The organism is Aeromonas sp. R1-2 (genome assembly GCF_040908505.1).
GTDB lineage: Bacteria > Pseudomonadota > Gammaproteobacteria > Enterobacterales > Aeromonadaceae > Aeromonas > Aeromonas veronii.
This window is the reverse complement of record NZ_JBFODU010000060.1, coordinates 165447-189014: the sequence shown is the minus strand read 5'-3', so window position 1 is coordinate 189014 and position 23568 is coordinate 165447. Positions and strand designations below refer to the sequence as shown.

Annotated in this window: 20 protein-coding genes and 2 tRNA genes; 11 read left to right on the top strand and 11 right to left on the bottom strand. The window is 60.2% G+C overall.

Going from position 1 to position 23568, the window contains the following annotated elements; translation table 11 throughout:
• Positions 1-53: 53 nt before the first annotated feature.
• The 9 genes from AB5Y76_RS21330 to AB5Y76_RS21290 all read right to left on the bottom strand — a co-directional run bounded on the left by AB5Y76_RS21330 (position 54) and on the right by AB5Y76_RS21290 (position 14181).
• Entirely contained in the window at positions 54-1919 is a 1866-nt protein-coding gene (locus tag AB5Y76_RS21330) for a beta-N-acetylhexosaminidase (protein WP_263716878.1), read from the bottom strand.
• Complete coding sequence (locus tag AB5Y76_RS21325; RefSeq protein WP_263716877.1) at positions 1904-2776, bottom strand: BadF/BadG/BcrA/BcrD ATPase family protein; 873 nt, start codon at positions 2774-2776, stop codon at positions 1904-1906. Before AB5Y76_RS21325 ends, AB5Y76_RS21330 begins: the two co-directional genes overlap by 16 nt.
• Complete coding sequence (locus AB5Y76_RS21320) at positions 2769-4484, bottom strand: glycoside hydrolase family 9 protein (RefSeq protein ID WP_263716876.1); 1716 nt, start codon at positions 4482-4484, stop codon at positions 2769-2771. Before AB5Y76_RS21320 ends, AB5Y76_RS21325 begins: the two co-directional genes overlap by 8 nt.
• 114 nt (positions 4485-4598) lie before the next feature.
• Positions 4599-5591 (bottom strand): ABC transporter ATP-binding protein, encoded by a 993-nt coding sequence (locus tag AB5Y76_RS21315; protein ID WP_263716875.1) that lies wholly within the window; start codon positions 5589-5591, stop codon positions 4599-4601.
• Positions 5592-5602: 11 nt separating this feature from the next.
• Positions 5603-6622: an ABC transporter ATP-binding protein gene (locus AB5Y76_RS21310; protein ID WP_263716874.1), complete on the bottom strand. Its 1020-nt coding sequence runs from the start codon at positions 6620-6622 to the stop codon at positions 5603-5605.
• On the bottom strand, positions 6619-7539 hold the full coding sequence (locus AB5Y76_RS21305; protein WP_201994502.1) for an ABC transporter permease: 921 nt from the start codon (positions 7537-7539) through the stop codon (positions 6619-6621). The genes AB5Y76_RS21310 and AB5Y76_RS21305 overlap by 4 nt, the downstream gene beginning before the upstream one ends.
• A gap of 1 nt (position 7540) precedes the next feature.
• Positions 7541-8524 carry an ABC transporter permease gene (locus tag AB5Y76_RS21300; protein WP_005353818.1) on the bottom strand — a complete coding sequence of 328 codons (984 nt, stop codon included), beginning with the start codon at positions 8522-8524 and terminating at the stop codon, positions 7541-7543.
• 118 nt (positions 8525-8642) lie between these two features.
• Complete coding sequence (locus tag AB5Y76_RS21295; RefSeq protein WP_005353816.1) at positions 8643-10328, bottom strand: ABC transporter substrate-binding protein; 1686 nt, start codon at positions 10326-10328, stop codon at positions 8643-8645.
• A 415-nt stretch (positions 10329-10743) separates the two neighbouring features.
• A complete protein-coding gene (locus AB5Y76_RS21290; RefSeq protein ID WP_216975497.1) occupies positions 10744-14181 on the bottom strand; it encodes an ATP-binding protein in 3438 nt (1145 codons plus the stop codon).
• Positions 14182-14430: 249 nt separating this feature from the next.
• On the opposite strand from AB5Y76_RS21290, the gene AB5Y76_RS21285 reads away from it, so the two are divergent.
• Positions 14431-14506 (top strand) — tRNA-Gly (locus tag AB5Y76_RS21285).
• Positions 14507-14563: 57 nt separating this feature from the next.
• Positions 14564-14637 (top strand) — tRNA-Cys (locus AB5Y76_RS21280).
• Positions 14638-14687: 50 nt separating this feature from the next.
• Here AB5Y76_RS21280 and AB5Y76_RS21275 read toward each other — a convergent pair.
• On the bottom strand, positions 14688-14981 hold the full coding sequence (locus tag AB5Y76_RS21275; protein WP_139437567.1) for a hypothetical protein: 294 nt from the start codon (positions 14979-14981) through the stop codon (positions 14688-14690).
• Between the two features lie 212 nt (positions 14982-15193).
• Between AB5Y76_RS21275 and AB5Y76_RS21270 the strand changes: the two genes are divergently transcribed.
• From AB5Y76_RS21270 to AB5Y76_RS21230, 9 genes are all read left to right on the top strand, one after another.
• Positions 15194-15394: a YbfA family protein gene (locus tag AB5Y76_RS21270; RefSeq protein WP_005334863.1), complete on the top strand. Its 201-nt coding sequence runs from the start codon at positions 15194-15196 to the stop codon at positions 15392-15394.
• 435 nt (positions 15395-15829) lie between these two features.
• Positions 15830-16093 carry a DUF2282 domain-containing protein gene (locus AB5Y76_RS21265; protein ID WP_005334862.1) on the top strand — a complete coding sequence of 88 codons (264 nt, stop codon included), beginning with the start codon at positions 15830-15832 and terminating at the stop codon, positions 16091-16093.
• A 72-nt stretch (positions 16094-16165) separates the two neighbouring features.
• The gene (locus AB5Y76_RS21260) at positions 16166-17014 is read left to right on the top strand and encodes a DUF692 domain-containing protein (protein ID WP_263716871.1); all 849 of its coding nucleotides are present in this window, start codon (positions 16166-16168) and stop codon (positions 17012-17014) included.
• Positions 17007-17759, top strand: a complete 753-nt coding sequence (locus AB5Y76_RS21255; RefSeq protein ID WP_263716870.1) for a DNA-binding domain-containing protein — start codon at positions 17007-17009, stop codon at positions 17757-17759. The genes AB5Y76_RS21260 and AB5Y76_RS21255 overlap by 8 nt, the downstream gene beginning before the upstream one ends.
• Positions 17756-18199, top strand: coding sequence for a DoxX family protein (locus AB5Y76_RS21250; protein ID WP_257697671.1), 444 nt, complete (start codon positions 17756-17758; stop codon positions 18197-18199). Before AB5Y76_RS21255 ends, AB5Y76_RS21250 begins: the two co-directional genes overlap by 4 nt.
• A gap of 98 nt (positions 18200-18297) precedes the next feature.
• Positions 18298-18780: a GNAT family N-acetyltransferase gene (locus AB5Y76_RS21245; protein WP_263716869.1), complete on the top strand. Its 483-nt coding sequence runs from the start codon at positions 18298-18300 to the stop codon at positions 18778-18780.
• 179 nt (positions 18781-18959) lie between these two features.
• The gene (locus tag AB5Y76_RS21240) at positions 18960-20255 is read left to right on the top strand and encodes a PAS domain-containing methyl-accepting chemotaxis protein (RefSeq protein ID WP_263716868.1); all 1296 of its coding nucleotides are present in this window, start codon (positions 18960-18962) and stop codon (positions 20253-20255) included.
• A gap of 161 nt (positions 20256-20416) precedes the next feature.
• Entirely contained in the window at positions 20417-20971 is a 555-nt protein-coding gene (locus tag AB5Y76_RS21235) for a DUF3332 domain-containing protein (protein WP_005334841.1), read from the top strand.
• Between the two features lie 87 nt (positions 20972-21058).
• Positions 21059-22432 (top strand): HD-GYP domain-containing protein, encoded by a 1374-nt coding sequence (locus AB5Y76_RS21230; protein WP_263716867.1) that lies wholly within the window; start codon positions 21059-21061, stop codon positions 22430-22432.
• 77 nt (positions 22433-22509) lie between these two features.
• Here the strand turns inward: AB5Y76_RS21230 and AB5Y76_RS21225 are convergent, their stop codons facing one another.
• A complete protein-coding gene (locus AB5Y76_RS21225; RefSeq protein ID WP_100645361.1) occupies positions 22510-23568 on the bottom strand; it encodes an FUSC family protein in 1059 nt (352 codons plus the stop codon).

Below are 23568 nucleotides of genomic sequence, written 5' to 3'. Positions count from 1 at the left end.
TGTTGGCTAATCGTAAAAAAGGCGGCCGATTGGCCGCCAAAGTAGAGACAACATTACCTCTGTGGCATCCGGTAGCGCACCTGCAACTGATCGAGGATCTGCAGCTGACCCAGCAGGCGGGCGGCGAAGTGCTCCCAGCCCTTGTGGGTGGGATCGCTCCAGGCCACCTCGGCCGTGGCCAGCATACGCGGGAACAACATGTAGTCGAGACGATCACGGCTGGTGATCAATTCTGACCACAAGGGGCTCAGCACCCCGAGGATGTTATCGTTGGCATGGAAATCGGCTGGGGCAGGGTCACACGAGTAGATCTGCTCCAGATTGAGGGTACCCGCCCAGTAGAGGCCGGGTTCATGAATATCGGCGCTCCAGGCGAGATCGAGATAGAGGAACTGGGCGGGCGCCATCACCACAGGATAACCGGCCGCGGCAGCATCCAACCCCGCCTGAAAGCTGGTCCAGGCACAGATGGCCGCTTTGCGGCTCACCTTGTCGCCATGCAGGATCTCCTCCCAGCCGATCATCTGTTTGCCTCTGGCGGCCAGATAGCGCTGGCAGTGGCGCAGCAGATGGCCCTGCAGCTCGCGGCAGTCGGCGTAGCCCTGCTCGACCATCAGCTGCTGGCAGGCGGGGCTGTCGGTCCAGACCCCGGTCGGCACCTCGTCACCCCCCATGTGGATCTGCGGGCCGAGAAAGAGCTCGCATACCTCGTCCAGCACCGCCTCCAGAAAGCGGTAGGTGCCGGGCAGGGCGGGGTTGAGCACGTTGTCATCGAAATGCTGAACCGAGCGGTAGCGGGAGTGATCCGCCGTTTCGATCAGCAGCTCGGGCAGCGCCTTGATGGCAGCGTGGCAGTGGCCCGGAATGTCGATCTCGGGAATGACGGTGATGCCGAGTTCACCGGCATAGCTCACCAGCTCTTTCACCTCGCTCTGGGTGTAGTAGCCGCCATAGGGTTCGGCACCGCCGCTGAGCTGGGGGCCGATCGCCAGATCGTGGCCGCGCCAGGCACCTACGTCGGTCAGTGCCGGGAAGGCCTTGATCTCGAGTCGCCACCCCTCGTCATCGGTCAGATGCCAGTGGAAGCGGTTGAACTTGTAGAGGCTCATCAGCTTGAGCAGACGCTTGATGGTAGCCGGAGTGTGGAAGTGGCGGGCGCAGTCGAGAAAAATGCCGCGAAAGCCAAAGCGCGGGGCATCCTCCAGCGTGATGCAGGGCAGGCTCTCCCCATGTTGCAGATACCACTGGGCTAGCGTCACCAGCCCGTGGCGCCAGCCCGCTTCGTCGGCGGCGGCAATCACCACCTCCTGCGGCGTGATGGTGAGTTGGTAGGCTTCGGGGGCCAGCTTGGCCTCGGTCAGCCGGATTTCAGCGTCGTGATCCTGCTCCAGCGCCAGCGACGTCAGCTCGTTGAAGTGGGCCAGCAATTTCGGCACATCGCGGGGGGCGCTGACATGAGCCCGCTCGGCCAGACGGAAGTTCCCCTCCGGCAGTACCAGATGGGCCGGTTGCGGCACTATACCGGGCAGAGGCTCGATATCCGGCAGATCTGGGCGGGCTACCGGCGGGTTCTCCAGTCCGAGATCCTGCGCCGCCAGCGTCACCGGCAGCAGCTGGGCACCCGTGGTCGCCTCCGGCAGGCTGAGAAAGAAGCCCTGCGGCATGTCGGAGAGCTTCTTGATGGGGGTCTGACGGCAGCAAAAGCGCAGCTCGCAGCTGCCAGCGTTCGGGACAATCACCTTGTAGCTGCCGCTCTGGCGCTCCAGCTCCCCCCCTTGCAAGGAGTCGGGGTCGATATGGCGAGCCAGACAGAAGTGCAGCTTCCACTTGGTATCCGGCATGCGGGATAGGGTGAAGGTGAACCAGACATCCTCGCCGTCACGTCGGGCGACCTGGGTGTGGATCAGGGGTGTAGACATGGAAAATCCTCTGATTGGGCAAACAGGATGGCGCCATCGAGCGCATCTGCCTGGGGAGGGATCAGGTTGAGCTGGCCGAGACGGGGAGCGAGGCGGGTGCCAATCCCCCCCAGCAGGGCGATCTGTCTGGCACCGAGCTGGGTCATTCCCTCCAGCAGGATCCGCAGTTGTTCGCAGGTTTCGTCCAGCAGCTGATTGGCGAGCTCGTCGCCATCGCTGGCGGCATCGAATACCCAGGGGGCAAAGTGGCCATAGTCCGCCGGAATGGCGCGGGCGGCCCAGCGAACCACCTCGGCCTGATCCCGCTTGAAGCTATCCATCAAGCGGATGGCGAGGGTGCTGGGGGGCAGAATGCCGTCGTGGCAGAGCAGGGATTGCTGGATGGCGCGTAGCCCCAGCCAGGCGCCGCTGCCGAGATCCGAAATGGGAAAGCCCCGTCCAGAGCAGGTGCGGATCCGGTGATTCTGATAAACCAGCCCGACCGAACCGGTGCCGGCGATCAGAATGGCCCCCTCCCGACCACCAAAGGCGCCGAGGCAGGCGCCAAAGGCATCGGAGGTGAGCCGCACGCTCGCAAAGGGGAAGGGCATCTCGAGCAGGGCGTGATAGCAGTCGGCCAGCTCGGCGGAGGCGAGCGCCAGCCCGACCCCCATCTGTTGTTCGCACTCGATGCCGAGTCCGGCCGTAAGGCGGGCGCTGGCGATGGCGGCCAGCACATTGGCATGAGCGTGGGGGATCCCCAGCTCCAGATTGGAGCCAGCAGCGCGCCCTTCACCGAGCAGCTTGCCGGCCCGATCCCGAATGCGGGCGCGGGTGTGGGTGCCACCGCCATCAACCCCGACCCAGTACTCAATCATGTCGACCTCCTGCGGCATTTTGCCAGCTGATGGCCAGGGCAAACCAGGCAGCGTGGGGGATCCACTGCTCGCCCCAGCGCCAGTTCTGATCCAGCCGATCCTTGTACTCCTCCGGAATAAAGGCCACCTCGTTTTCGTCATCAAACCCTGAGGTGATGCCGTTGCAGATGCCCCCCTGCGCATTGGGATACCCGGCGGTATAGGCGGGGTTGTTGATGCCGTGGCCCGCCAGCATGCAGGCGTTGAAGGGGTTTTGCCCGAGGATCCAGTCGAGTTGGCGCTGACCGTAAGTGATGAGCGGCTGGCTCTGGCGGGGGAAGTAGCGGGCGCCAGCAAAGGCCATGGCCGCCAGCGATGCGAGGCGGGCATTCTCCCCCTGCCACCAGTAACCGGACTCGTTGTGGTGGGGCATAAAGAAGCTGACGCGCGGCGCTTCATCCACCCCTTTGACATATTGGCGGGCGAGGGAGAAGGGGTTACCCGCCCGTGCGCACAGCGCCAGCTCGGCGGCCAGCGCCTGCTCCACCACGGTTTGTACCCGGGCCTGGTGCCCCTGATCCGGCTCCACGCCCAGATATTCCAGCAGCGCCAGCACCGGCAGACCAGCTTCTGCGGCGTGGTAGTAGGGGCGCGAGCCATCCTCGTTGGCCGACCAGTAGTGACCCAGCTCAGGATGAGGGCGCTGGCGGGCGCAAAGCTTGCTGGCACGGACTCTCGCCTCATTGAGCCACTCGGAGCCGAAGGAGCGGGTCAGCTCCACCGCTGCCAGCAGGGCGCAGTAGTCGTCGATGATGTTCTCGACCCCGTCATCGAGGTAGGCAAGGTTGTGCTCACGCAGATGCAGGTAGCCGCGTTTGGCGGCCTCGGCATAGCGGCTGGCATCGAAGTCGCCGCTGACGCTCTCGCGGGCGGCGCGGGCCAGCGCGGCGATGGCCATGCCGCCCCCTTGGCGAAAACCCGCCTGCCAGTTGGCTGATTTGATACCCTGCTGGGTGGCATAGGCGCACAGCTCGCGCTGGGCGGGATCCTTGCTCCACTTGTCGAACAGGGTCATGAAGAAGAAGCCCGATTCATCCTGCATCCGGCAGAGGAAATCGGCGCCGTGCAGCGCCTCGTCATTGAGCCGTTTGCAGAGGTTCACTCCGTCGATATCGCGGCGCGGGGCCAGCAGTTCCCGGCACTTGAGCAGGGACCAGACCACCATGGGGGTCTGCTGGGGGTTGAGGTAGTTGGCGTAGGAGAGGTGGCTCAGGTACTTGCTCATGTCGCCGCTGGCATCGAACCAGCCGCCGTGCACATCTTTGTGCTGGTCGGTGCCAAACAGGCGGGCGTTGCGGTCGGCCCGATCAAAGGTGCCGCTGGCGCGCTGCCCCTTGAAGTAGTGAATGACGTCGGAGAGGCAACTGCTGGCCAGCAGATCCTGGCCGATGGCAAAGCGGGTCGAGCGGACTATGCCTTGGGCAGTGATCGCCTCCAGCCGATAGTGGCCGGGCTCTTTGAAGGCGGAGAAGTCGGCGCGCCAGTAAGCGCGGCCTTGCCAGCCTGGGACGCTGCCAGCCGGTTGCAGCGGGGCTTCAAACAGGATCTGGCCATCATCGAGGCGTTGCAGCCTGACATAGCCGCCGAGATCAGGGGCGGGGGAGGTTTGCAACAGGGCGACCTTGTGTCCGTCGCACTCGTAGCCCACCTGATTGATCAAGAGTTCCATCAAGGTATTACTCCTGTGGTTCACCGCCGGGCGGTGAGGCACATCACGGGGCTGTGGCTGCCCCGTATCGAGGCATGGCCGGACAGGGTTGTCCGGCCGGTCTAAGGCTCACCCTCACTCGTAGAGGTAGCAGCGCACGAAGTGGTTGTCGGCAAGCTTGGTGATGGGGGGCAGCGCCTCCTTGCAGCGGGGCATCGCCTGATTGCAACGCCCGGCAAAGGGGCAACCGCAGGATTCCGGCGTCCAGAGCGGGATCTCCCCCTTGCGGCCACCCTCCAGTTCGGCATGGATGCTCTTCTCCGGGTCGGGCACCGCCGAGATAAGCAGCTGGGTGTAGGGGTGCTGCGGGTGGTGCAGGATCTCATCCACCTCGCCCCACTCCACCATGTGTCCCACATACATGACTGCCAGATCTTCCGCCACATAGCGGGCGGTGGCGATGTCGTGGGTGATGTAGAGCATGGAGACGCCGAGCTCGTTCTTCATCTGCTCCATCAGGTTGAGGATGCCGATGCGAATGGAGACGTCGAGCATGGAGGTGGGCTCGTCCGCCAGCACCACTTCCGCCTCCACCGCCAGATTGCGGGCGATGTTGACCCGCTGACGCTGGCCGCCGGAGAGCTGGTGCGGATACTTGGCCGCCGTCGCCTTGGCGGGGGTCAGGCCGACCTTCTCCAGCAGGGCGTAGACCATGTCTGGCAGCTCTTTCTTGTCGATCACCTTGCTGTGCAGCAGCAGGGGGCGGGCGATGTGGTGATAGATGGTGTGGGTCGGGTTGAGCGAACCGAACGGATCTTGCCACACCATCTGCACGCTCTGGCGATAGTCCAGCAGGGCGGTGCCCTTGTTGAACTCCTCCAGATCGTGGCCGCGATAGAGAATGCGCCCGGCACTGAGTTTGTACATCTTGGCGATGATCTTGGCGATGGTACTCTTGCCGGAGCCCGATTCACCGACCACCGCCAGGGCGCGGCCCCGGTGCAGGTTTAAGGTGATGTCGGACAGCGCCCGCATCTTGCCACTCTTGATGGCATTGGAGTTGATGGGGAAGTCCTTGTAGAGGTGCTGGACTTCGATGATGGGTGCATCGGTTTTGGCGATTTGCATGACAGACATCCTTAACAGCCAGCGGCCTTGTCCAGATAGATCACGGAATCTTGTTGCAGCCCCTGCTCTTCATAGAGGTGGCAGGCGGTCTGTTGCCCGGGGCGGATCTCGGCCAATTTGGTGTACTCCTGACGGCAGCGATCGTGCACCTTGCCGCAGCGGGCCTGAAAGCGGCAGCCGACCGGCACCTCCAGCAGGTTGAGCGGGGTGCCCGGGATCCCCTCCAGCACCTTCTTCGGCCCGTGCAGGGGCGGGAAGGAGTTGCCGAGCCCTCTGGTATAGGGGTGCAGCGGTGCGGTCAGGATCGCCTTGGAGGGAGCGACCTCCACAAGTTCACCGGCATACATGATGCCGATGCGATCGCAGAACTCCACCATCAGGGAGAGGTCGTGGGTGATGAACAGAATGGAGAAGTTGAACTTCTCTTTCAGGGCATAGACTTTCTGCAGGATCTCCCGCTGTACCACCACATCGAGCGCCGTGGTCGGTTCATCCATGATGAGCAGCTCGGGGTTGAGCGCCATGGCGATGGCGATCACCAGCCGCTGGCGCATGCCGCCGGAGAACTGGTGCGGGTAATCCTTGAGCCGGCTCGGGTGGATATCGACGATGGTGAGCAGATCCTGGGCGCGCTTGATCGCCTCGTAACGGGTCATGCCGGGGTTGTGGGCCAGCAGCACGTCGCAGAACTGCTCCTCCATCCGCAACACAGGGTTCAGGGCGTTCATGGCGGACTGGAACACCACCGACACCTGTTGCCAGCGGTAGGAGCGCAGTCGCTCGTCGTTGTAATGGAGGATGTTCTCCCCTTTGAACAGGATCTCGCCACCGCTGATGTAGGCGGGCGGCTTGTGCAGCCTGGCCACCGAGAAGGCGACGGTGGATTTGCCGCAGCCCGACTCACCGGCAAGACCGAAGATCTCGCCCTGTCTGATATCGAAGCTCACCGAGTTGACGGCGCGCACGTCGCCATTTTCGGTGATGTAGTCGACGCAAAGATTGCGTACTGACAGCAGGGGATGCTTGTTCATGCTGTCTTCTCCTGTGCGGCAGAGAGTGGTGTTGCGACCGGTGTTGCAAGTTTCTTCCAGCGGTTGAGCCCTTTGTGGGAGCGCAGCTGCGGGTTGGCAATTTCGTCGATGGCGAAGTTGAGCAGGGCCAGACCGGCACCCAGGGTGGCGATGGCAAAGCAGGGAGCCAGGATCTCCCACCAGGCGCCGACCAGAATGGCGCTGGAGGTCTGGGCGTTGTAGAGCATGATGCCCCAGCTCACCACGGTCGGGTCGCCGAGACCCAGGAACTCCAGGGTCGCTTCGGTGACGATGGCGTAGATGATGGAGCCGATAAAGCTCACCCCGATGATGGAGATGAGGTTGGGCAGGATCTCCACCAGAATGATGCGCCAGGCCGGCTCGCCCAGCACTTCGGCGGCGATAACGAATTCTTTTTCGCGCAGGGCCAGGGTCTGGGCCCGGATGACCCGCGCGCCATAGGCCCACGAGGTCAACCCTATTATCACGGCAATTACCGCCGGTGACGCCTCCCCGATAAAGCTCGCCAGCACCAGTAGCAAGGGGAGGTTGGGGATCACCAGCACCACGTTCATCAGGAAGGTGAGGCACTCATCCACCAGACCGCCGAAGTAACCGGCGGTGATGCCGATGGCGACGGCGAGGGTGCAAACCAGCAGGCCTGCGCTGAAGCCCACCAGCAGCGAAATACGGGCGCCGTTGGTGAACTGGGCCCAGATGTCGTGGCCCATGCGGGTTGAACCCATCACGAACTCGGCACTGGGCGGCTGGTGGGGGCGGGCCACCCGTTTGGTCGGCTCGTTGCTGGCCAGAATGGGGGCAAAGATGGCCATCAGTACGAAGGCAACCACGATGGCGAGGCCACAGGCAGCCTTCTTGTTGCCCAGCAGGATCTTGAGAATGGTCGGCATACGCATCTTATTTGCCTCCTGTACGCAGACGGGGATCCAGGAAGACGTAGAGCACGTCGGCCAGGAAGTTGAAGCTGAGCATGGTGATGGTCATGATGAGCAGCTGCCCCTGAATGAGCGGGTAGTCGCGGGCCAGAATGCCCTGATAAAGGGTCAGGCCCAGGCCGGGATAGTTGAAGATCACCTCGGTGATGAGAGAGCCACCGATGACGAAACCGAGCGCCATGGAGAGGGCAGTGACGCTGGGCAGAATGGCGTTGCGGGCGCCGTAGTTGAAGATCACCCGGTTGCTGGAGAGCCCCTTGGCCTTGGCCATGGTGATGTAATCCTCGCCCAGCAGGTTGATCATGTTGTTGCGCATGGTGATGAGAAAGCCCCCCACCTGCACCACGGCCAGGGTCAGCACCGGCATGATGGCGTGGGTCATGATGCTCTTGATGTGCTCCCAGCCCCAGTCAGCCTTGATCTCCGGGCTGTAGGCGTAGCCGATGGGCAGCCACTCGAGGCTGACCCCGAACAGGAACAGGGCGAGCAGGGAGACCACCACCGGCGGAATGGCCTGCATCACCAGGGTGAGCGGGGAGAGAATGCTGTCCATCCGGCCGCCGCGATACCAAGCGGCAAAGATGCCGACGATGGAACCGATGGAGAAGCTCAGGATGGTGGAGGTGCCGACCAGAAACAGGGTCCAGCCGATGGCACGGCCCAGCACGTCAGAGACCTGCTGCGGGTAGAAGCGCACCGAGGTGCCGAGATCCCAGGTGAAGACACTCTTCACATAGGTGAGAAACTGGGTGCCGATGGGGCCGTCGACAAAGCCGAAGGTGGCTTTGAGGGCTTCCAGGGCGGCGGGTTCCATCATGGCGCCAGCGCGGGCAAACATCACGGAGACAGGATCCCCTGGCATGGCACGGGGTAACAGGAAGTTGATGGTGGCGGCTACCAGAAAGGCAACCAGATAGAAGGAAAAGCGTCTCAGTATGAATCCCATGATAGTACCTTTTACTGCAAGTCTGCCCCGCGTCGGGTATAGCTACCCCAACCCCGGCGGTGCCGGGCAAGAAGGGGATTAACGGGGAAGATGGCCCCCCGCAGGGGGCCGGGATTGTTTAGCTGTTTGGCTTGAGGGACAACACGTGCAGCAGACGCTCAGGGGTGTCCGGGTGGAGCTGAGGTTTGGCTACCGGGTTATCAGCACTGAACCAGCCGTTGAAGCGCTTGGTGCTGTACTCGTACCAGGTCGGGTTGTTGAAGACCGGAATGATGGTCTGGTTGGCACCAACACGATCCTGGATGGCGAACATGATCTCCTTCTGCTTGGCCGCATCGGCGGTCTGGGTGAAGTCATCGATCAGCTTGTCGAGCTCGGGATCCTTGTAACGGGGCGCAGCGAAGCGGTTGCCACGGTCACCCATGTTGCGGGAGTGGAACGCGGTCTCGAAGTACTTGTGCGGGTTGGCACCGGCAAAGTAACCCTGCAGGGCGACATCGAAGTCACCGGTGATCAGGTTCTCGGTCCAGACGGTCGCTTCCGGGGTGGCGGTCTTGGCGTTCAGGCCCAGCGCCTGCAGCCCTTCTACACCGATCTGTACTGTGTTGACCCAGTCGGTCCAGCCGTTCGGCACCAGAACCTTGAACTCGATCTTTTTGCAGCTCGGGGTGTCGAGGAACTTGTCGCCGTCACAATCCTTGTAGCCTGCCTCTTTCAGCAGGGCCTTGGCCCCTTCCAAGTCGAACTTGTTGTACTTGCCGTACTTCTTGTCCACTTCCGGGTTGTTCCAGGAGTCAAAGGCTTTGCCCAGACCTGACGGGTACTCGTTGACGGTAGGGTAGCCGTAGCCCGCGATATCCACCATGGACTGGCGGTCCATCGCCATGGAGAAGGCGCGGCGGAAGTTGATGTCGTTGAAGGCTTCGTTATTGCCCGGGTTCTTGGTCTGGAAGTTGACGTTGAACGCCACGGTACCGGAGGCCGGGAACCAGTATTTGTTGTTCTTCGGATCGTTGCCGACGTAGAGGCGCTCGATATCCGGCACGAAGGAGCCGAACCAGTCGATGTCACCCTTCATTACAGCCGCCAGCACCTGGTCGTTGGTGGCCATCTGCGGCATGCGGATACAGTCGATAGCGAGGTTGGCGTTATCCCAGTAGTGCGGGTTGCGGCACTGGGTGTAGAGCTGGGCAGAGAAGTTGTCCACTTCGGTGAAGGGGCCAGTACCAACCGGCTTGTCGTTGGTGAAGGCAACCGGATCTTTCACCGATTTCCACTGATGCTCCGGCACGATTGGTACCAGCACCAGATCGTTCACCACGTTGGTGTTGACCTCGGTCAGGTCGAATTTGACCTTGTTTGGGGCCAGCTTCTCGACGCTCTTGATCTGGGTCCAGATAGAGCGCTCATCCAGCGCCTTGTTGGCCTTGACCAGATTGAAAGAGAAGATGATGTCATCGGCATCAAAGGCTTCGCCGTCAGACCACTTCACGCCGTCACGCAGATCGAAGGTGACGGATTTCAGGTCATCGCTGAACGCATAGTTGGTGGCCAGACGATAGACGGGTTTGCCCCCTTGCATATCGTTGAAGATCACCAGCGGTTCATAGATGAAGTGACGGGTGGTGTGCAGCAAGCCCGCTTGCAGGAAGGGGTTGAAGTTCTTGACCCAGGCGGTTTCCTGCTGTGCGACCATGGTCAGCACGGTTTTGTTTTCTGCGGCCATGGCGTTACCGGCGGCACCGGCAAGCATCATGGTTCCCAGCATTACAGCGGTAGAGATTTTGGATACTTTGGCAAGCATATGTTTTCCTTTCTTATTTTTTGGCATTCCCGAGGGTTCGCCTTGTTTTGTGTGAGCACCGGTTTCGCATGCTGATGAAATCGGCCCTCTGTGTTGGTCAGGTGTCTAACCTTTGTCGTTCTGTTTTCCAACGCCCTAAGCAAACCAGAATTAACAGGAAAACAACAACTATTGATTTCGTTGTTTTCGTAAAAATTGACGGTGTTACGTCAATCTCGTCAAAATGCATTTTTATCTGTTTATAATCATTGGTTTGCGTTATTTGCTCTCGCGTAGAAAGTGGCTGTGAAAATGGCGTATATGACAAATTTGTGAATTGGATCTGCTCTCGGTTTCGGGGTCGGGCGGGGCTTTGTTTTGCATAAAAAGAAACCAGATTGCCAATTGTGATCCGGCGCCCGTTTAGGGCGCCGTGTCACGGCTTGCGGTTGGCGAGTTGACGCAGGGTCTGTGCGCTGTGCTGCAACTGCTGGCGCTGGTGGTCATTGAGCGGGCAGTGGCCCAGCACATACTCGGTGGTGGCCACGACCGTCTTCCAGCGTGGCGACTTGGGCAGGGTGTCCAGACTCAGGTATTTGTCGAGGGTGCGGGTCTGCGGGCTGGATCTGTCCATATAGACCCGCCACAGCTTGCTCTTCTCCGCCAGCACGATTTTGCCCTTGCCGGTCCCCTGCTGCCAGGCATCCAGGGTGAGCTGCATGGTCTCTACCAGCGCACGGCGCAGCGGCTCGTCATCCTGCTGGCGAATAAGGTCGTCGGCCAGCGAACGGAACTCACCACCCAGGCGGCTCAGCTCGCCCAGCAACTGTTCATCTTCGATGATGGCTTGCCGCGAGAGGTTCTTGAGGGCGTTCTCCAGCGCCATTACCCGGTTCTCATCCTGACGCAGCTCGGTACTCAGAGTGAGGGCGAAAGCGGCCTGTCCTCCGAGCGCGATGGGCAGGGCACGGGCGTTGAGCACGTCCTTCTGCCCGGCCACCAGAAACTCCAGATTGTGTTCCCGCTCGCTGGCAAGGTCGGGCCACTGCTGTTGCAGCGGGGTGGCGAGCCACTCATTGAGGGGCTGCCCCTCCATGGCTTCCGGCTCCTGTCCCAGCAGGCGTGCCATCACCCGGGAGGCAAACAGCACTGTGCCCTGCTCGTCGATAAAGATCATGGGGTCGGCCCCTTCGCCGAGCAGGGCCAGCAGCCGCTGCTGATCCTGATGCAGCCGCTCCTGCAGGGTGAGGCGATGTTCGATCTCCTGCTTCAATAGCCGGTTCTCTACCAGCGATGCGCGTCCGGCCTTGGCTTCCAGCAGTGCCTTGACCCGGGCAAACAGCTCCTCCTTGCAGAAGGGTTTGACCAGATAGTCGTTGGCACCGGCCCCGAAGCCCTCCTCGATATCCTTGGGCTGGTTGAGGGCGGTGAGCAGCAGCACCGGCAGCATATCTTTCGGGTGTTGCTGGCGCAGGCGACGGCAGACGTCAAAACCGGAGAGGGTCGGCATCATCACATCGAGCAGGATGAGGTCCACCGGCTCCTCGGCCAGCTTGGCCAGCGCATCGTGGCCGTCACTGCTGGGCAGGATGCGGTAGCCGCAGGGCTGCAGCAGATGGCGCAGGATGTGCAGGTTGATGGGCTCGTCATCCACCACCAGAATGAGCGGAGCATCCTCGGGGGGAGGGGGCAGATCGTCGCTCTCCCAGTCCGGCAGGATCAGCGGTTGCTGGCGCACCAGCTGATGCTCGATCTGGCGGCTGTCGAGAGTCAGATTGGCCGCTTTGCCGGTGGCAAGGGGCAGGGTAAAGGCGAAGGTAGAGCCAACGCTCGGCTCGCTCTCGACAAACAACTCGCCCCCCATCAGGTGCACCAGCTGGCGGGTGATGGAGAGGCCAAGGCCGGCTCCCTGCTTGCTTACCTCCGGGCTCATCTGCACCAGCGGCTCGAAGATATGTTCCAGATGGTCGGGGGCGATGCCGATGCCGGTATCCGTGACCTTGATGCGCAGGAAGTTGTTCTCGACGATGGCACTGAGCACCACCTTGCCCTGCGGCGTGTACTTGATGGCGTTACCCACCAGGTTGTAGAGCACCTGTTCGAGCCGCTGCTCGTCGGCCAGCACCGGCGGCAGTTCGGCCGGGCTGATATCCACCAGGGTGAGGGGTTTGGCTTGTACCAGATGCTGGCAGAGATCCAGCACCAGCCGGATAACCCCTTTTGATGAGACGGGTTGTGAGTGGATCTCCAGCTGGCCGTAGCGCATCTGGTGGTAGTCCAGCAGATCGTCCACCAGACGGGCCAAGCCGTCTGCACTCTTGATGATGAGCCCGAGCTGCTTTTGCTGCCCTTCGGTCAAATCCTGCTGGCTGGCGAGCATCGACTCTGCCATCCCCTTGATGCCGTGAATGGGGGTACGCAGCTCGTGGGAGGTGTTGGCCAGCAGTTCATCCTTGAGCTTGTCCGCCTGCTGCAGGCTGAGGTTCTGCTTGTGGGTCAGCTTGACCTGCTGTTGCAGCTCCTGGGTCTGCTGTTCGATCAGTTCGATCTTGTCCTTCACCGAGCGCTGCATATGGCGAAACGCTTCGGCCAGCCGGTCGATATCATCGCCGGTGCGCTCGATGGCGATGGGGTGATCCAGCGCACCGTCGGCAACCTGCTCGGCTGCTTCGGTGAGAGAGCGCAGCGGCGCCGTGATGGAGTGGGATAGCCAGCGGGAGAAGAGGATCAGCAGCAGCACCGAGCCGGCACCCAGCACAATCACCAGAGTTTCCAGCTGGCGGATCGGGGCATAGGCTTCCCGGGTGGAGATCTCGGCGATAAAGGCCCACTCGGTATCGAACACCTTCACTTGGGTGTAGGCGGCCAGCACCTCGTCATCCTGATAGGAGTGGAACAGCCCTACCCCCTGCTCGCCGGAGAGAGTCTTGGTGATGAGGGGCGTTTGCAGCGGCCGGAAGTTGGGGCTGAAGCTGTTCTCGACGCTGAACTCCGGTGCCAGCCAGGCATCGGCGCGCATCCGCTTGTCGGGGCCGATGAGGATGGTCTCGCCGGTCTCGCCCAGCCCCTCCCGCTCCGCCATGATCTGGTTGAGCTTGTCCGGCAGCAGCTCGAAAATCACCACACCGCGCACATAGTCGTACTGCATCACGGGGGCCGCCATGTAGGCGACCACCTGCCCGGTCAGCTCGTTGCGGCCAAAATCGGTGAATTCGAAGATCTGCTGCGGCTTCTGGCCGCCATCAAGGCGGCGTTTGATCTTGGCAAAGGTCTGGCCCAAGCCGCTGCCCTGATAGGGGCCGGAGAGCAGATTGGTGGCAAAGTTGGGGTGCTTGGTGACCGAATAGACCACATCACCGTTGAGGTCCACCAGAAAGATGTCGCTGTAGTTGGACTTGCGCACCATGTCGGCATAGCCGCGATGAAAGCGCTGGTGCACCCGGCCATACATCTCGTCGGCGAGGATAAGCGCCGTGATGGAGGGTTCGATCTCTACTTGGCTGTCCGGTTTGCGCAGTTGATCCCAGGAACCGGGCAGATAGCGGGCCTGGGCGCGGCTGCGGGCCTCCTGCGGTGTGGTGCCCAACTTCTCGAAGGCGCCGGTAAAGCCATAGAAACGGCCGATACTGTTGCCGGCAAAATCCTGCTGGGAGAAGTTGATGATCTGCTCTTTGAGGTTGTTGAAGTAATCCTCGAGCTGACTCTTCTTGATATTACGAACGGAGACCAGGTGGTTGGAGGTCTGGGTGGTGAGATCCTTGCCGTGGCTGTATAGGAAGAAGAGGGTGATGACCAAAAAGGGCACCATGCCCAACATGAAAAAAGCCAGCATTAACTGCGGCCTGAGCCCACGAAGCGTGAAGATCCATTTCATCTTGTGATTTTCAATTGAGAATCCGGTTATTAAGCCGCTCAAGTCTCGAACGAAAGCGTAATCATTTCAACGACTTTATCCCAAATTCGCTTGGTGGGTCACAGCTGGCTGGAGAAAAATGCAGCAAGGCGTTTAAACCCTGAGCAAACAGTCTGCATCAGGGCTTAAATTGCGAAAAAGGGGTTGTGCTGGCGCTCGTGGTACGTATAATGCGCCTCGTTGTCAGGCAACTGGCACGAAAGCAGTAACGCGGGAATAGCTCAGTTGGTAGAGCACGACCTTGCCAAGGTCGGGGTCGCGAGTTCGAGTCTCGTTTCCCGCTCCAATTTTCCATCGCACCAACGATGGAACTCACTTTCAAGACAATCAGTCTTGTCAGCATGGCGCGTTAGCAAAGCGGTTATGCAGCGGATTGCAAATCCGTTTAGTCCGGTTCGACTCCGGAACGTGCCTCCATATTCCCTCTCTTTTACCTGATTTATCACTCTTCGAGCCGTGAAGCTTGGTCAGTATCCTTGCTGCACCAGTAACTGTTCGCAGCCAGCCTGTTTCCACTCGCGCTCGAGATAGTGGCTCACATCCGCCATGTTTTGCCCCCGATATTGAAACTGCACCTCGGCACTGTGCAGGTTGAGATCCGCAATCCGCTGCTTCAGTGTGCCGCATTGCCACAGGCTGACGGTGGGCACGCCCCGTTCGGCCAGCACGATGGCATCTTCCCGATTCATTTGCCACTCCTCCAGTTGTGCCCGTGTCAGGGCAACCATCAGCACCAGCAGTGCCACTTCCGGCAGTTTCATGCGTGTCTCCCTACTGCATGTTTTTCCCCTGATAACTGTGGCAAAGCGCACGATTTTCGCAAGTTTGTTAACTGTTGGTTAATGACGTAACCCGTTTTCAGTATTTCCCGTTTTTCACCATTTTTTTATAAAAAAATGCGTTGATGATGTAGTAATCCTACATGGAGTGGGGTAATCTTTGCTCAGTGGTCTTACCAGTAAGGAGTTACATCATGTTTCATCCCTTTTCCCTGACTCAGATTATTCTTCGTCGCATTTATGTATTGCTGGTGGGCATTCTGGCTTTCCCCGTGATGCTGTTTCGCAGCGATCGTGCCCGCTTCTACAGTTATCTGCACCGGATCTGGAATAAAACCAGCACCAAACCGGTTTGGCTCAAAATGAGCGAGCGTGGCGAGCGGATCTTCTACTAAACCCCATTCGCACCATGTGCAAAAAGAGACAGCCAAAGCTGTCTCTTTTTTTTATCTGCTTGCCGCAACTCCTGGTTCCCAACACCACTCCGATTGTTTATTTCTTGTTTCTTTAAAGTTGCATCCAGCCCTGCCTGTTGGCGGGGCTTTTTTATGTCTGACGCATCTCTTTTGACGGAAGCAGTGAAGAAGATTAACGGGATGAAAGCACCATATGGCACTTTTCTCGTTCATTAATGGGTGGTCGTCGAGCAATTTTCAATGATGAAATAGTTGTTTAAAATCAATTGATTGAGTGTTTGTCTTTGGGCTTTTTAACTCTTTTTGTGTTTTTTTTGAAAGGGAATATCCCGTTTGCCGGTTCTATTGCAGGTACCCGGTTGCGACAAATCGGGGATATCAGCAACATCCAACGACATCAAAAGGAACATGAACATGAATGTTAAAAAAAGCACTGCTATCGCCTCCGCCATGACCGGTCTGCTGGCGCTGGGCGCCCAATTTATCGCGGCACCAGCAATGGCTGCCGATGAAAAGGAGAAGTGCTACGGCGTGGTCAAGGCCAGCAAGAATGACTGTGCGACCAAGAGCAGCTCCTGCGCCGGTACCGCCAAGGAAGATGCTCAGGGTGATGCCTTTGTGGTGATGCCCAAAGGGCTGTGCGAGAAGCTGGTCGGCGGTTCGCTGCAACCCAAGTAAGAGACATCGGGCAGGGGATGGCCAACGGGCCGCCCCCTGCATCTTCTCTGGTTGGCGAAAGCGAGTCTTGCGATGAACCCTTTGATTGGTATCGGATTACGCACTCCCCATTACGACGAGATCCGGAAAACGCTGCCGACAGTCGGTTGGCTGGAGGTGCATAGTGAAAATTACTTCGAACGGCACAGCCAGGGTTTTCAGGTGCTCGCCGAACTGGCGCAACACTACCCCGTCAGTCTTCACGGCGTTGGCATGTCCCTCGGTTCTGCCGACCCGCTCGATCCGCACCATCTGCAGCAGTTGTCGACACTGGTCGCGGCGATCAAACCGGCACGGATCTCCGAACATCTCAGCTGGGGCAGCATTGGCGGGCGTTACTTCAACGATCTGCTGCCGGTGCCCTATACCCGCGCCTCCCTGCGCAATATGAGCGACAAGATCCAGCAGGTACAACAGAGCCTGGGTTGCCGCATGTTGATTGAAAATCCCTCCTCCTATCTGCAACTGGCCGGGGAGATGAGCGAGTGGGAATTTCTGGCCGAGCTGCAGCAGCGCAGCGAGTGCGGCATCCTGCTCGACCTCAACAATCTCTATGTCAGTGCCTTCAATCACGGTTTCTCTTGCGATGAGTATCTGGCGGCGATCGATCTCGCCACCGTCGGGGAGATCCATCTGGCCGGTTATACCGAGAAGCAGCTGCCGGAAGGCTCCCTCTATATCGATACCCACAGCGCCCCTGTGGTGGAGCCGGTCTGGGAACTCTATCGCCAGATCTGCCGCAAGCAGGCCATTCCCACCCTGATTGAGTGGGACCTCGAGATCCCGCCGCTGCCGGTCTTGCTGGCAGAGGCGGCGAAGGCCAGTGCCATTCTGGATGAGGCGCGTGCCATGAGTGCACCACGGGAGGTGGCCCATGGCTGAACTGGCACAGCTGCAACAGCACTTTGCCGATGGTCTGCTGGGGGCGCCTGACGCTATTGCCCCTCACATCAGCTCCCGGCTCTTTCCTGCCGAATCTGTGCTGCAGGTCTATCGCAACCACTTCATCCTGAGCCTTGGCGAGGTGCTGGCGAGCAGTTATCCCGCCGTCAAGGCTATGGTCGGGGATGACTTTTTTGCAGCGGCGGCCCGTGGCTTCGTATTGGCCGAGCCGCTCAGGGAAGGGAGCGTCATGCACTATGGCGTCGGATTTGGCCAATGGTTGGCCCGCTTGCCAACTACAACCGGACTGCCCTGGCTGGAGGCGCTGGCTCAGTTCGAATGGCAGCTTGAGCGTGCCAGTCTGCTGCCGCTGGAATCACGCAGCTGGCCAGCCGAGCGTCTGGCCGCATTATCGCCGCAACAATGGGAGCGGCTGCGACTCTTGCCAGCCACGGATCTGCTGCTGGTTGCCAGCGATTATCCGGTGTTGGCCCTGTGGCAGATGGCGCTGCACTGTGGTGAAGCGGTGGACGCGCTTGATGCCCCCGTCTGGCTGGCATTGAAGAAACAGCTGGATTGCCGGGTTGCCCCCTTGCCCCTGACGGCGGGTGAGTGGGCGCTGCTACAGGGATGTCTCGCTGGTACGGCGCTGGTCGATCTGCTTGCGGCCGACCCTGCGGCCAGTGAACATCTCACTCGCCTGATAACCCTTGGTCTGCTGGTGGATATGGAGGTAATGCCATGATGGCAAACAAATGGCTGGCGCTGGCCAGCTCGAGTGGTGATTTGCCGCGCTGGAGCAGCGCTGCTGTGCTGTTGCTGGCGCGGCTGTGGGTCGCGTCGGTTTTTATCACTTCAGGCTGGCTCAAGCTGACGGCGTGGGATTCCACCCTCTATCTGTTTGAATCCGAGTATCAGGTGCCCCTGCTGCCCTGGTTGTGGGCTGCTTATCTGGGGACGGCGACCGAGTTGTTGCTGCCGCTCTTCCTGCTGGCGGGGCTTTTTACTCGCCCGGCCGCCTTGCTGCTGTTTGGCTTCAATATCATGGCGGTGATCTCCTACCCGACCCTCTGGGCGGGTGGCTTTTACGATCACCAGCTGTGGGGCTGGATGCTGCTGACCCTGATCATCTGGGGCGGCGGTGTGCTGAGCCTGGATTATTGGCTGACACGTCGCAACCATTGATTTATCAGTGATTTTCCCCAATGACAAAGAGCGCCACAAGGCGCTCTTTGTCATAATTACGGCCGGCGAAATTTCCCATGAGAGAAAAGGAGCAGCCAATGATCATTCGTCAGGCAAAGGCCGCAGATATTCCCGCACTGGTGGCGCTGCGCATGGAGCTGTTTTGTGAGGTCGGTGAGCTGGTGACGCCGCAGGCAGACCCGGCCTTGTGGCAGGCCACCTTTGATTATTTCACCCAGGCGATGAGTGAAGAGAGTGCTTTATCCTGGCTGGCTGAGGCCGATACGCAGGAGGGCGGCAAACAGATCGTGGCGGCAGGGACGCTGGCATTATTTGAACGGCCGCCCTATCCCGGCAATCTGGCGGGAGTGGAGGGGTACCTGCTCAATATGTATACGCGGTCACAATGGCGCCAGCAGGGGATCGCCACGGCGCTGCTCGATGCCATCACAGCCTTCGCCAGATCGCGTCAGCTGGGCAAGGTGTGGCTCCATGCCAGCGAGCAGGGGCGCCCTCTCTATGAGCGGATCGGCTTTGTCGCCAATCCAGCCTATCTGGAGTGGCAACCGGCGGTGGAATAAGGGTTTCAGCTCTGCATGAGTGGCGTTTGGTCGGTGAATTTGATTTACAGCAATAAATATGGCGTCAGATGGGATCGCGGCAACGCCGCCAACTATGCTGATGGAGCACGCCACCATTATCTTATTGATCCACTGCGTGGTTTGGCCATGGTGGGTGCCAGTCTGGAGGATACGTTTCGATGTTCAATAGCAAACTGAAAGCCGAGTTGCAGCAGTGCCAGGATCAACTTCTGGAACAGCAGGGATTTTTTGACGCAGTGCACGGCAGCGTGGCGACCATCACCTTTACGCCGGATGGCACTGTGCTGGCCGCCAATGATCTCTTTCTCAACGTGGTGGGCTTCAGTGCGCCCGAGGTTATCGGCCAGCATCACCGTATCTTTTGCGACAAGCTCTATGCCCAGAGCAGCGACTATCAGCAGTTTTGGGCGGACCTGAAGCAGGGGCGCTCCCGTACCGGGGTGTTCCAGCGCTTCAACAAACGGGGCGAGGCGATCTGGCTGGAAGCGACCTATTTTCCGGTCAAGTTGCGGGGCGTGGTGACCAAGGTGATCAAGATCGCGGCCGATATTACCGAGCACCACCTGCAACTGCTCAGCCAGCAGGCGGTGGTGACGGCGCTGGATCGGTCGCTGGCGGTCATCGAGTTCACCCCCGGTGGGGAGGTGATTGCTGCGAATGGCAATTTCCTCCATACCATGGGCTATACGCTGGCTCAGGTGCAGGGCAAGCATCACCGTATCTTCTGCGACGATCAGTTCTATCGAGACCAGCCTCACTTCTGGGATGAACTGGGCCGTGGTCAGTTCAAGTCCGGTCTCTTCTGTCGTCAGAACAGTCACGGTAGCAAGGTGTGGCTGGAGGCAACCTACAACCCGATCCTGGATGACAACCGCCGGGTGGTGAAGGTGATCAAGTTCGCAAGCGATATTACCGAGCGGATCAACAAGAGCGATGCAGTGCGGGAAGCGGCCATGTTGGCCCACGATGCGGCGCAGGAGACCCTGAATTGCGCCGAGCGTGGCGCGGGTCTGCTCTCCTCGGTGGTCGATACCTCCAGCCTGATTGCCAGCCAGTTGACTCACAGTATCGGCCTTATCAACCAGCTCAACGAGCAGTCGCGCAGCATCGAGGCGATCGTCTCCACCATCAGCAGCATCGCCGACCAGACCAATCTGCTGGCCCTTAACGCGGCCATTGAGGCTGCGCGGGCGGGGGATCAGGGGCGTGGTTTTGCGGTGGTGGCTGACGAGGTTCGCCAGCTGGCGGCCCGCACTTCCCTCTCTACCGACGAGATCGCCAAGGTGGTACAAAACAACCGGGAGTTGACCGCCAAGGTCACCTCCGAGATGTCCGATGTCGCCAGCAGCGCCGAGCTGGGCAAGCAGCAGGTGGGCGAGGTGAATGAGGTGATGAGCGACATCCGCCGGGAAGCGAGCAACGTCTCCAGCACCGTCTCTGATCTGGCAATCTGAACCCCCAGACTTCCTGTCATGCCGGGGCATTGACTCATATTTGAGCAGTCAGTGCCCCAATCTGAACCCCTCCTGTATCGTCCCGCCATTGTGAATTGTCCTCTTCTGGCCCCTTGATTAGGCTTGCCGCCTCATTTATTTCAGAGCAGGAACAGAACACGATGGCATTACAACAGAAGGGGCGGGCAATGGCCCTGCTGGTTATGGTCGCGAGCATGGGGCTGGGCGGCTGTATGGGGCAGATGGGGCTTTCCGGCATGGTCACCAAGGGCAACCTGAGCGTGGTGGATAACCGCTACGCTCGTGCCGGGGTCTTTATGCTGCTCTCCCCTGTCTACGGTCTGGCCGCGACCGCTGACCTGTTCGTCTTCAATACCATCGAGTTCTGGTCTGGCAAGAACCCCATCACCGGCAAATCTCCGGCTGTGGTGGACATGAAGGCCAATCCGGTGATCAAGGTGAACCAGCATCTGGATCCGGCCCTCAAGAAGGTGCCGCTGGCCATGCTGCCACAAGGGGTGCGCGAGGTAGAGATCAGCTACCCGGACGAGCATACCGCCCAGATGGAGGTGCACTATCTGGATGGCCGCCGCAGCATGATGCGTGGCGAGAAGCGTGGCGAGTTGATGGATATCTACTTCGATGGCCGCTTTGTCTCTACCTTGAGCCGTGCGGAGCTGGAAGAGCGGGCTAATCAGGGCAAGGCTGCTGCCTAAATTCAACTGAATCCAGATCGATCCAGCTTCAGATGGGGTATACCTAATCTGCTGGCAAAATCGCCATGATGTCTAAGGGAGTAGACTATGACGGTGAATGGATTGCGATTGGCGGAGTTGATTGGTTCCCTCAGTCATGCGCTCGATATGACTGAGGGGCAACCAAGAGGACACTGCATTCGCTGCTGCTGGATAGGTTCCCGTCTGGGGGAGCGGCTGGGACTGGATGCCCGGCTGCGCCATGATCTCTACTACACGCTCCTGCTCAAGGATCTTGGGTGCAGCAGCAATGCTGCCCGCATCTGCGAGCTCTATCTCACCGACGATCTTCACTTCAAACGCGATTTCAAACTGGTGGATGGCTCCCTCTCCGAGGTAGTCAACTTCGTGCTGGGCCATACCGGCCTGCAGGCGGATCTGCTGGGACGTTTTCGCAGCCTGTTTCATATCTTTCGCAACGGTGACCAGATTGCCAACGAACTGATCCAGACTCGTTGTCATCGGGGGGCGGATATCGCTCGCCAGCTGCGTTTCAGTGACGAGGTGGCTGATGGCATTCTCTCCCTTGATGAACACTGGAATGGCAAAGGTCGGCCCCTGCAACTGGCTGGCGAGGCGATCCCGCTCTTCTCGCGCATTGCCCTGCTCTGTCAGGTGGTGGATGTGTTTCACGCGGCTGCAGGTCCGGATGCTGCGCTCAAGGAGCTGCGCGAGCGCAGCGGCAGTTGGTTTGATCCGGCGCTGGTTCGGGAATTTGAAACGCTGGCCGACGAGGCGTTCTGGCAAGGGCTGGCCGATCCCCGACTGACCGAGTGGGTGCTGGTCCACCCGGCCGGACAGGGGGAGGTGGCACTGGATGAGGATTATCTGGATGAAATCGCGGCGGCCTTCGGGCAGGTGGTGGACTCCAAAAGTCCCTACACCGCGGGTCACAGCGGCAGGGTAGCGCTCTATACCGACATTCTTGCCACCCAGATGGGGTTGTCCGAGCCGCGTCGACGCTGGCTCAAGCGGGGCGCCCTGCTCCATGATGTAGGCAAGCTCGGGGTGAGCAACGCCATTCTCGACAAGCCGGGCAAACTCGATGCGCAGGAGTGGGCGGCGGTGCAGATGCATGCCGCCTATACCGAGGAGATCCTGAGCCGTATCGGCGCCTTCGAGGAGCTGGCACAAGTGGCGGGCGCCCACCATGAGCGACTCGATGGCAAGGGCTACCCCAAGGGGCTGAAAGGGAACGAGATTACCCTTGAGACGCGCATCATCACCACAGCCGATATTTTCGATGCCATCACCGCCAAGCGCCCCTATCGCGGCGCCATCCCTGTGCCGCAGGCGCTGGATATGATGGCGGAGAATCTGGGGACTGCCATCGACCCCGACTGTTTTGCCGCCCTGCAGGCGGGTATTCAGGATTTCTCCCTCTACCTTACCACCGAGCAGCCGTTGGCCAATGCCAGTTAAGATTTGCAACCTTCATGGCCCAAGTGGCCAGTCAGACAGCAAAACGCCCCGCCACTGCGGGGCGTTTTGCATTGGGTCTAGTCCGGCTGCTTGCGATGGGGCGGGGTGAGGATCAGCCCCAGCAGGCGGCGCAGGTGGGTGAGCTGCTCGGTCAGCTGGACGTTGAGCCAGAGGTAGCCATTGATGGCGGCCTCTGCGTTGGGCGGGAGCGATACCTGGGTCGCCACCTCGTGCAGGCGGGTGATGGCGGCATCGGCCCCGCGACCGTCACCGGTTTGCATCATCAGGGCAAGCTGGTTGATCGCCTCCTCGGTGGCCAGATGGCAGGCTTGCAGCGCAGCCGTGCTCTGCATCAGGAAGTGGCTCTCCCGATCGTTCCAGTAGGTGTTGGCCAGCATCTCAAGAGTGCAGAGGGTGTTGCGCATGGTGACCTGCACCGCATCAAACAGGGCGACGCTGTGGCGCGTCTCCTTGGCCGCAGGGGCCAGCAGGGCCCGCAGTTTGCCGGTCTGTGCCAACAGCTGGGAGAGATTGTGCTTGAGGCGCGGGCGCTCCAGCACATTGGGGGAGAGGTGGGTGTGATAGAGCCGCCCCGACTGCTGCAGGATCTGGTGCAGTTGCAGCCGCCAGTGGCTGTAGGCCCGCTGGGGATAGATGCTGCAAAAGAGCAGCGCCAGCAGGGAGCCCAGGATCACGTCGGCACTGCGCCACAGCGCCGTCTCTATATCCCCCGGCATGGCCCCCATGGTAACCCCTAGGGTGATACCGATCAGCAGCCCCACATAGGGGCGCTTGCCGAGGGCCAGATAGCCGCAGAGAAACATGATGCACCCGCACCAGATCAGGGTAAGCGGTAGCGAGTAGATCTCGAGATAGAGCGCCACCACCCCGCAACTGGCGCCGAAGATGGTGCCCACCACCCGCTGCAGGGCGCGGGAGAGCACATTGCCCCAAAACGAGATGGGGCCCATCACCACCACCAAGGTTATCAGCGGCCAGGTGCTCTCCGGCAGTTTCAGCTCGCGGGTCAGCAGAAAGGTGAGCATAAAGGCGAGCGCAATACGCAGGCCATGGACGATCCGGTAGCGGCCATAGACCAGCAGATCGAGTCGGGAGAGGGGGGCATCAAGACGCAC

Bases quoted from the DNA above. Each gene is read 5' to 3' on its own strand.
- AB5Y76_RS21330 (WP_263716878.1), bottom strand. From the start codon at position 1,919: ATGTCTACACCCCTGATCCACACCCAGGTCGCCCGACGTGACGGCGAG.
- AB5Y76_RS21325 (WP_263716877.1), bottom strand. From the start codon at position 2,776: ATGATTGAGTACTGGGTCGGGGTTGATGGCGGTGGCACCCACACCCGC.
- AB5Y76_RS21320 (WP_263716876.1), bottom strand. From the start codon at position 4,484: ATGGAACTCTTGATCAATCAGGTGGGCTACGAGTGCGACGGACACAAG.
- AB5Y76_RS21315 (WP_263716875.1), bottom strand. From the start codon at position 5,591: ATGCAAATCGCCAAAACCGATGCACCCATCATCGAAGTCCAGCACCTC.
- AB5Y76_RS21310 (WP_263716874.1), bottom strand. From the start codon at position 6,622: ATGAACAAGCATCCCCTGCTGTCAGTACGCAATCTTTGCGTCGACTAC.
- AB5Y76_RS21305 (WP_201994502.1), bottom strand. From the start codon at position 7,539: ATGCGTATGCCGACCATTCTCAAGATCCTGCTGGGCAACAAGAAGGCT.
- AB5Y76_RS21300 (WP_005353818.1), bottom strand. From the start codon at position 8,524: ATGGGATTCATACTGAGACGCTTTTCCTTCTATCTGGTTGCCTTTCTG.
- AB5Y76_RS21295 (WP_005353816.1), bottom strand. From the start codon at position 10,328: ATGCTTGCCAAAGTATCCAAAATCTCTACCGCTGTAATGCTGGGAACC.
- AB5Y76_RS21290 (WP_216975497.1), bottom strand. From the start codon at position 14,181: ATGAAATGGATCTTCACGCTTCGTGGGCTCAGGCCGCAGTTAATGCTG.
- AB5Y76_RS21275 (WP_139437567.1), bottom strand. From the start codon at position 14,981: ATGAAACTGCCGGAAGTGGCACTGCTGGTGCTGATGGTTGCCCTGACA.
- AB5Y76_RS21270 (WP_005334863.1), top strand. From the start codon at position 15,194: ATGTTTCATCCCTTTTCCCTGACTCAGATTATTCTTCGTCGCATTTAT.
- AB5Y76_RS21265 (WP_005334862.1), top strand. From the start codon at position 15,830: ATGAATGTTAAAAAAAGCACTGCTATCGCCTCCGCCATGACCGGTCTG.
- AB5Y76_RS21260 (WP_263716871.1), top strand. From the start codon at position 16,166: ATGAACCCTTTGATTGGTATCGGATTACGCACTCCCCATTACGACGAG.
- AB5Y76_RS21255 (WP_263716870.1), top strand. From the start codon at position 17,007: ATGGCTGAACTGGCACAGCTGCAACAGCACTTTGCCGATGGTCTGCTG.
- AB5Y76_RS21250 (WP_257697671.1), top strand. From the start codon at position 17,756: ATGATGGCAAACAAATGGCTGGCGCTGGCCAGCTCGAGTGGTGATTTG.
- AB5Y76_RS21245 (WP_263716869.1), top strand. From the start codon at position 18,298: ATGATCATTCGTCAGGCAAAGGCCGCAGATATTCCCGCACTGGTGGCG.
- AB5Y76_RS21240 (WP_263716868.1), top strand. From the start codon at position 18,960: ATGTTCAATAGCAAACTGAAAGCCGAGTTGCAGCAGTGCCAGGATCAA.
- AB5Y76_RS21235 (WP_005334841.1), top strand. From the start codon at position 20,417: ATGGCATTACAACAGAAGGGGCGGGCAATGGCCCTGCTGGTTATGGTC.
- AB5Y76_RS21230 (WP_263716867.1), top strand. From the start codon at position 21,059: ATGACGGTGAATGGATTGCGATTGGCGGAGTTGATTGGTTCCCTCAGT.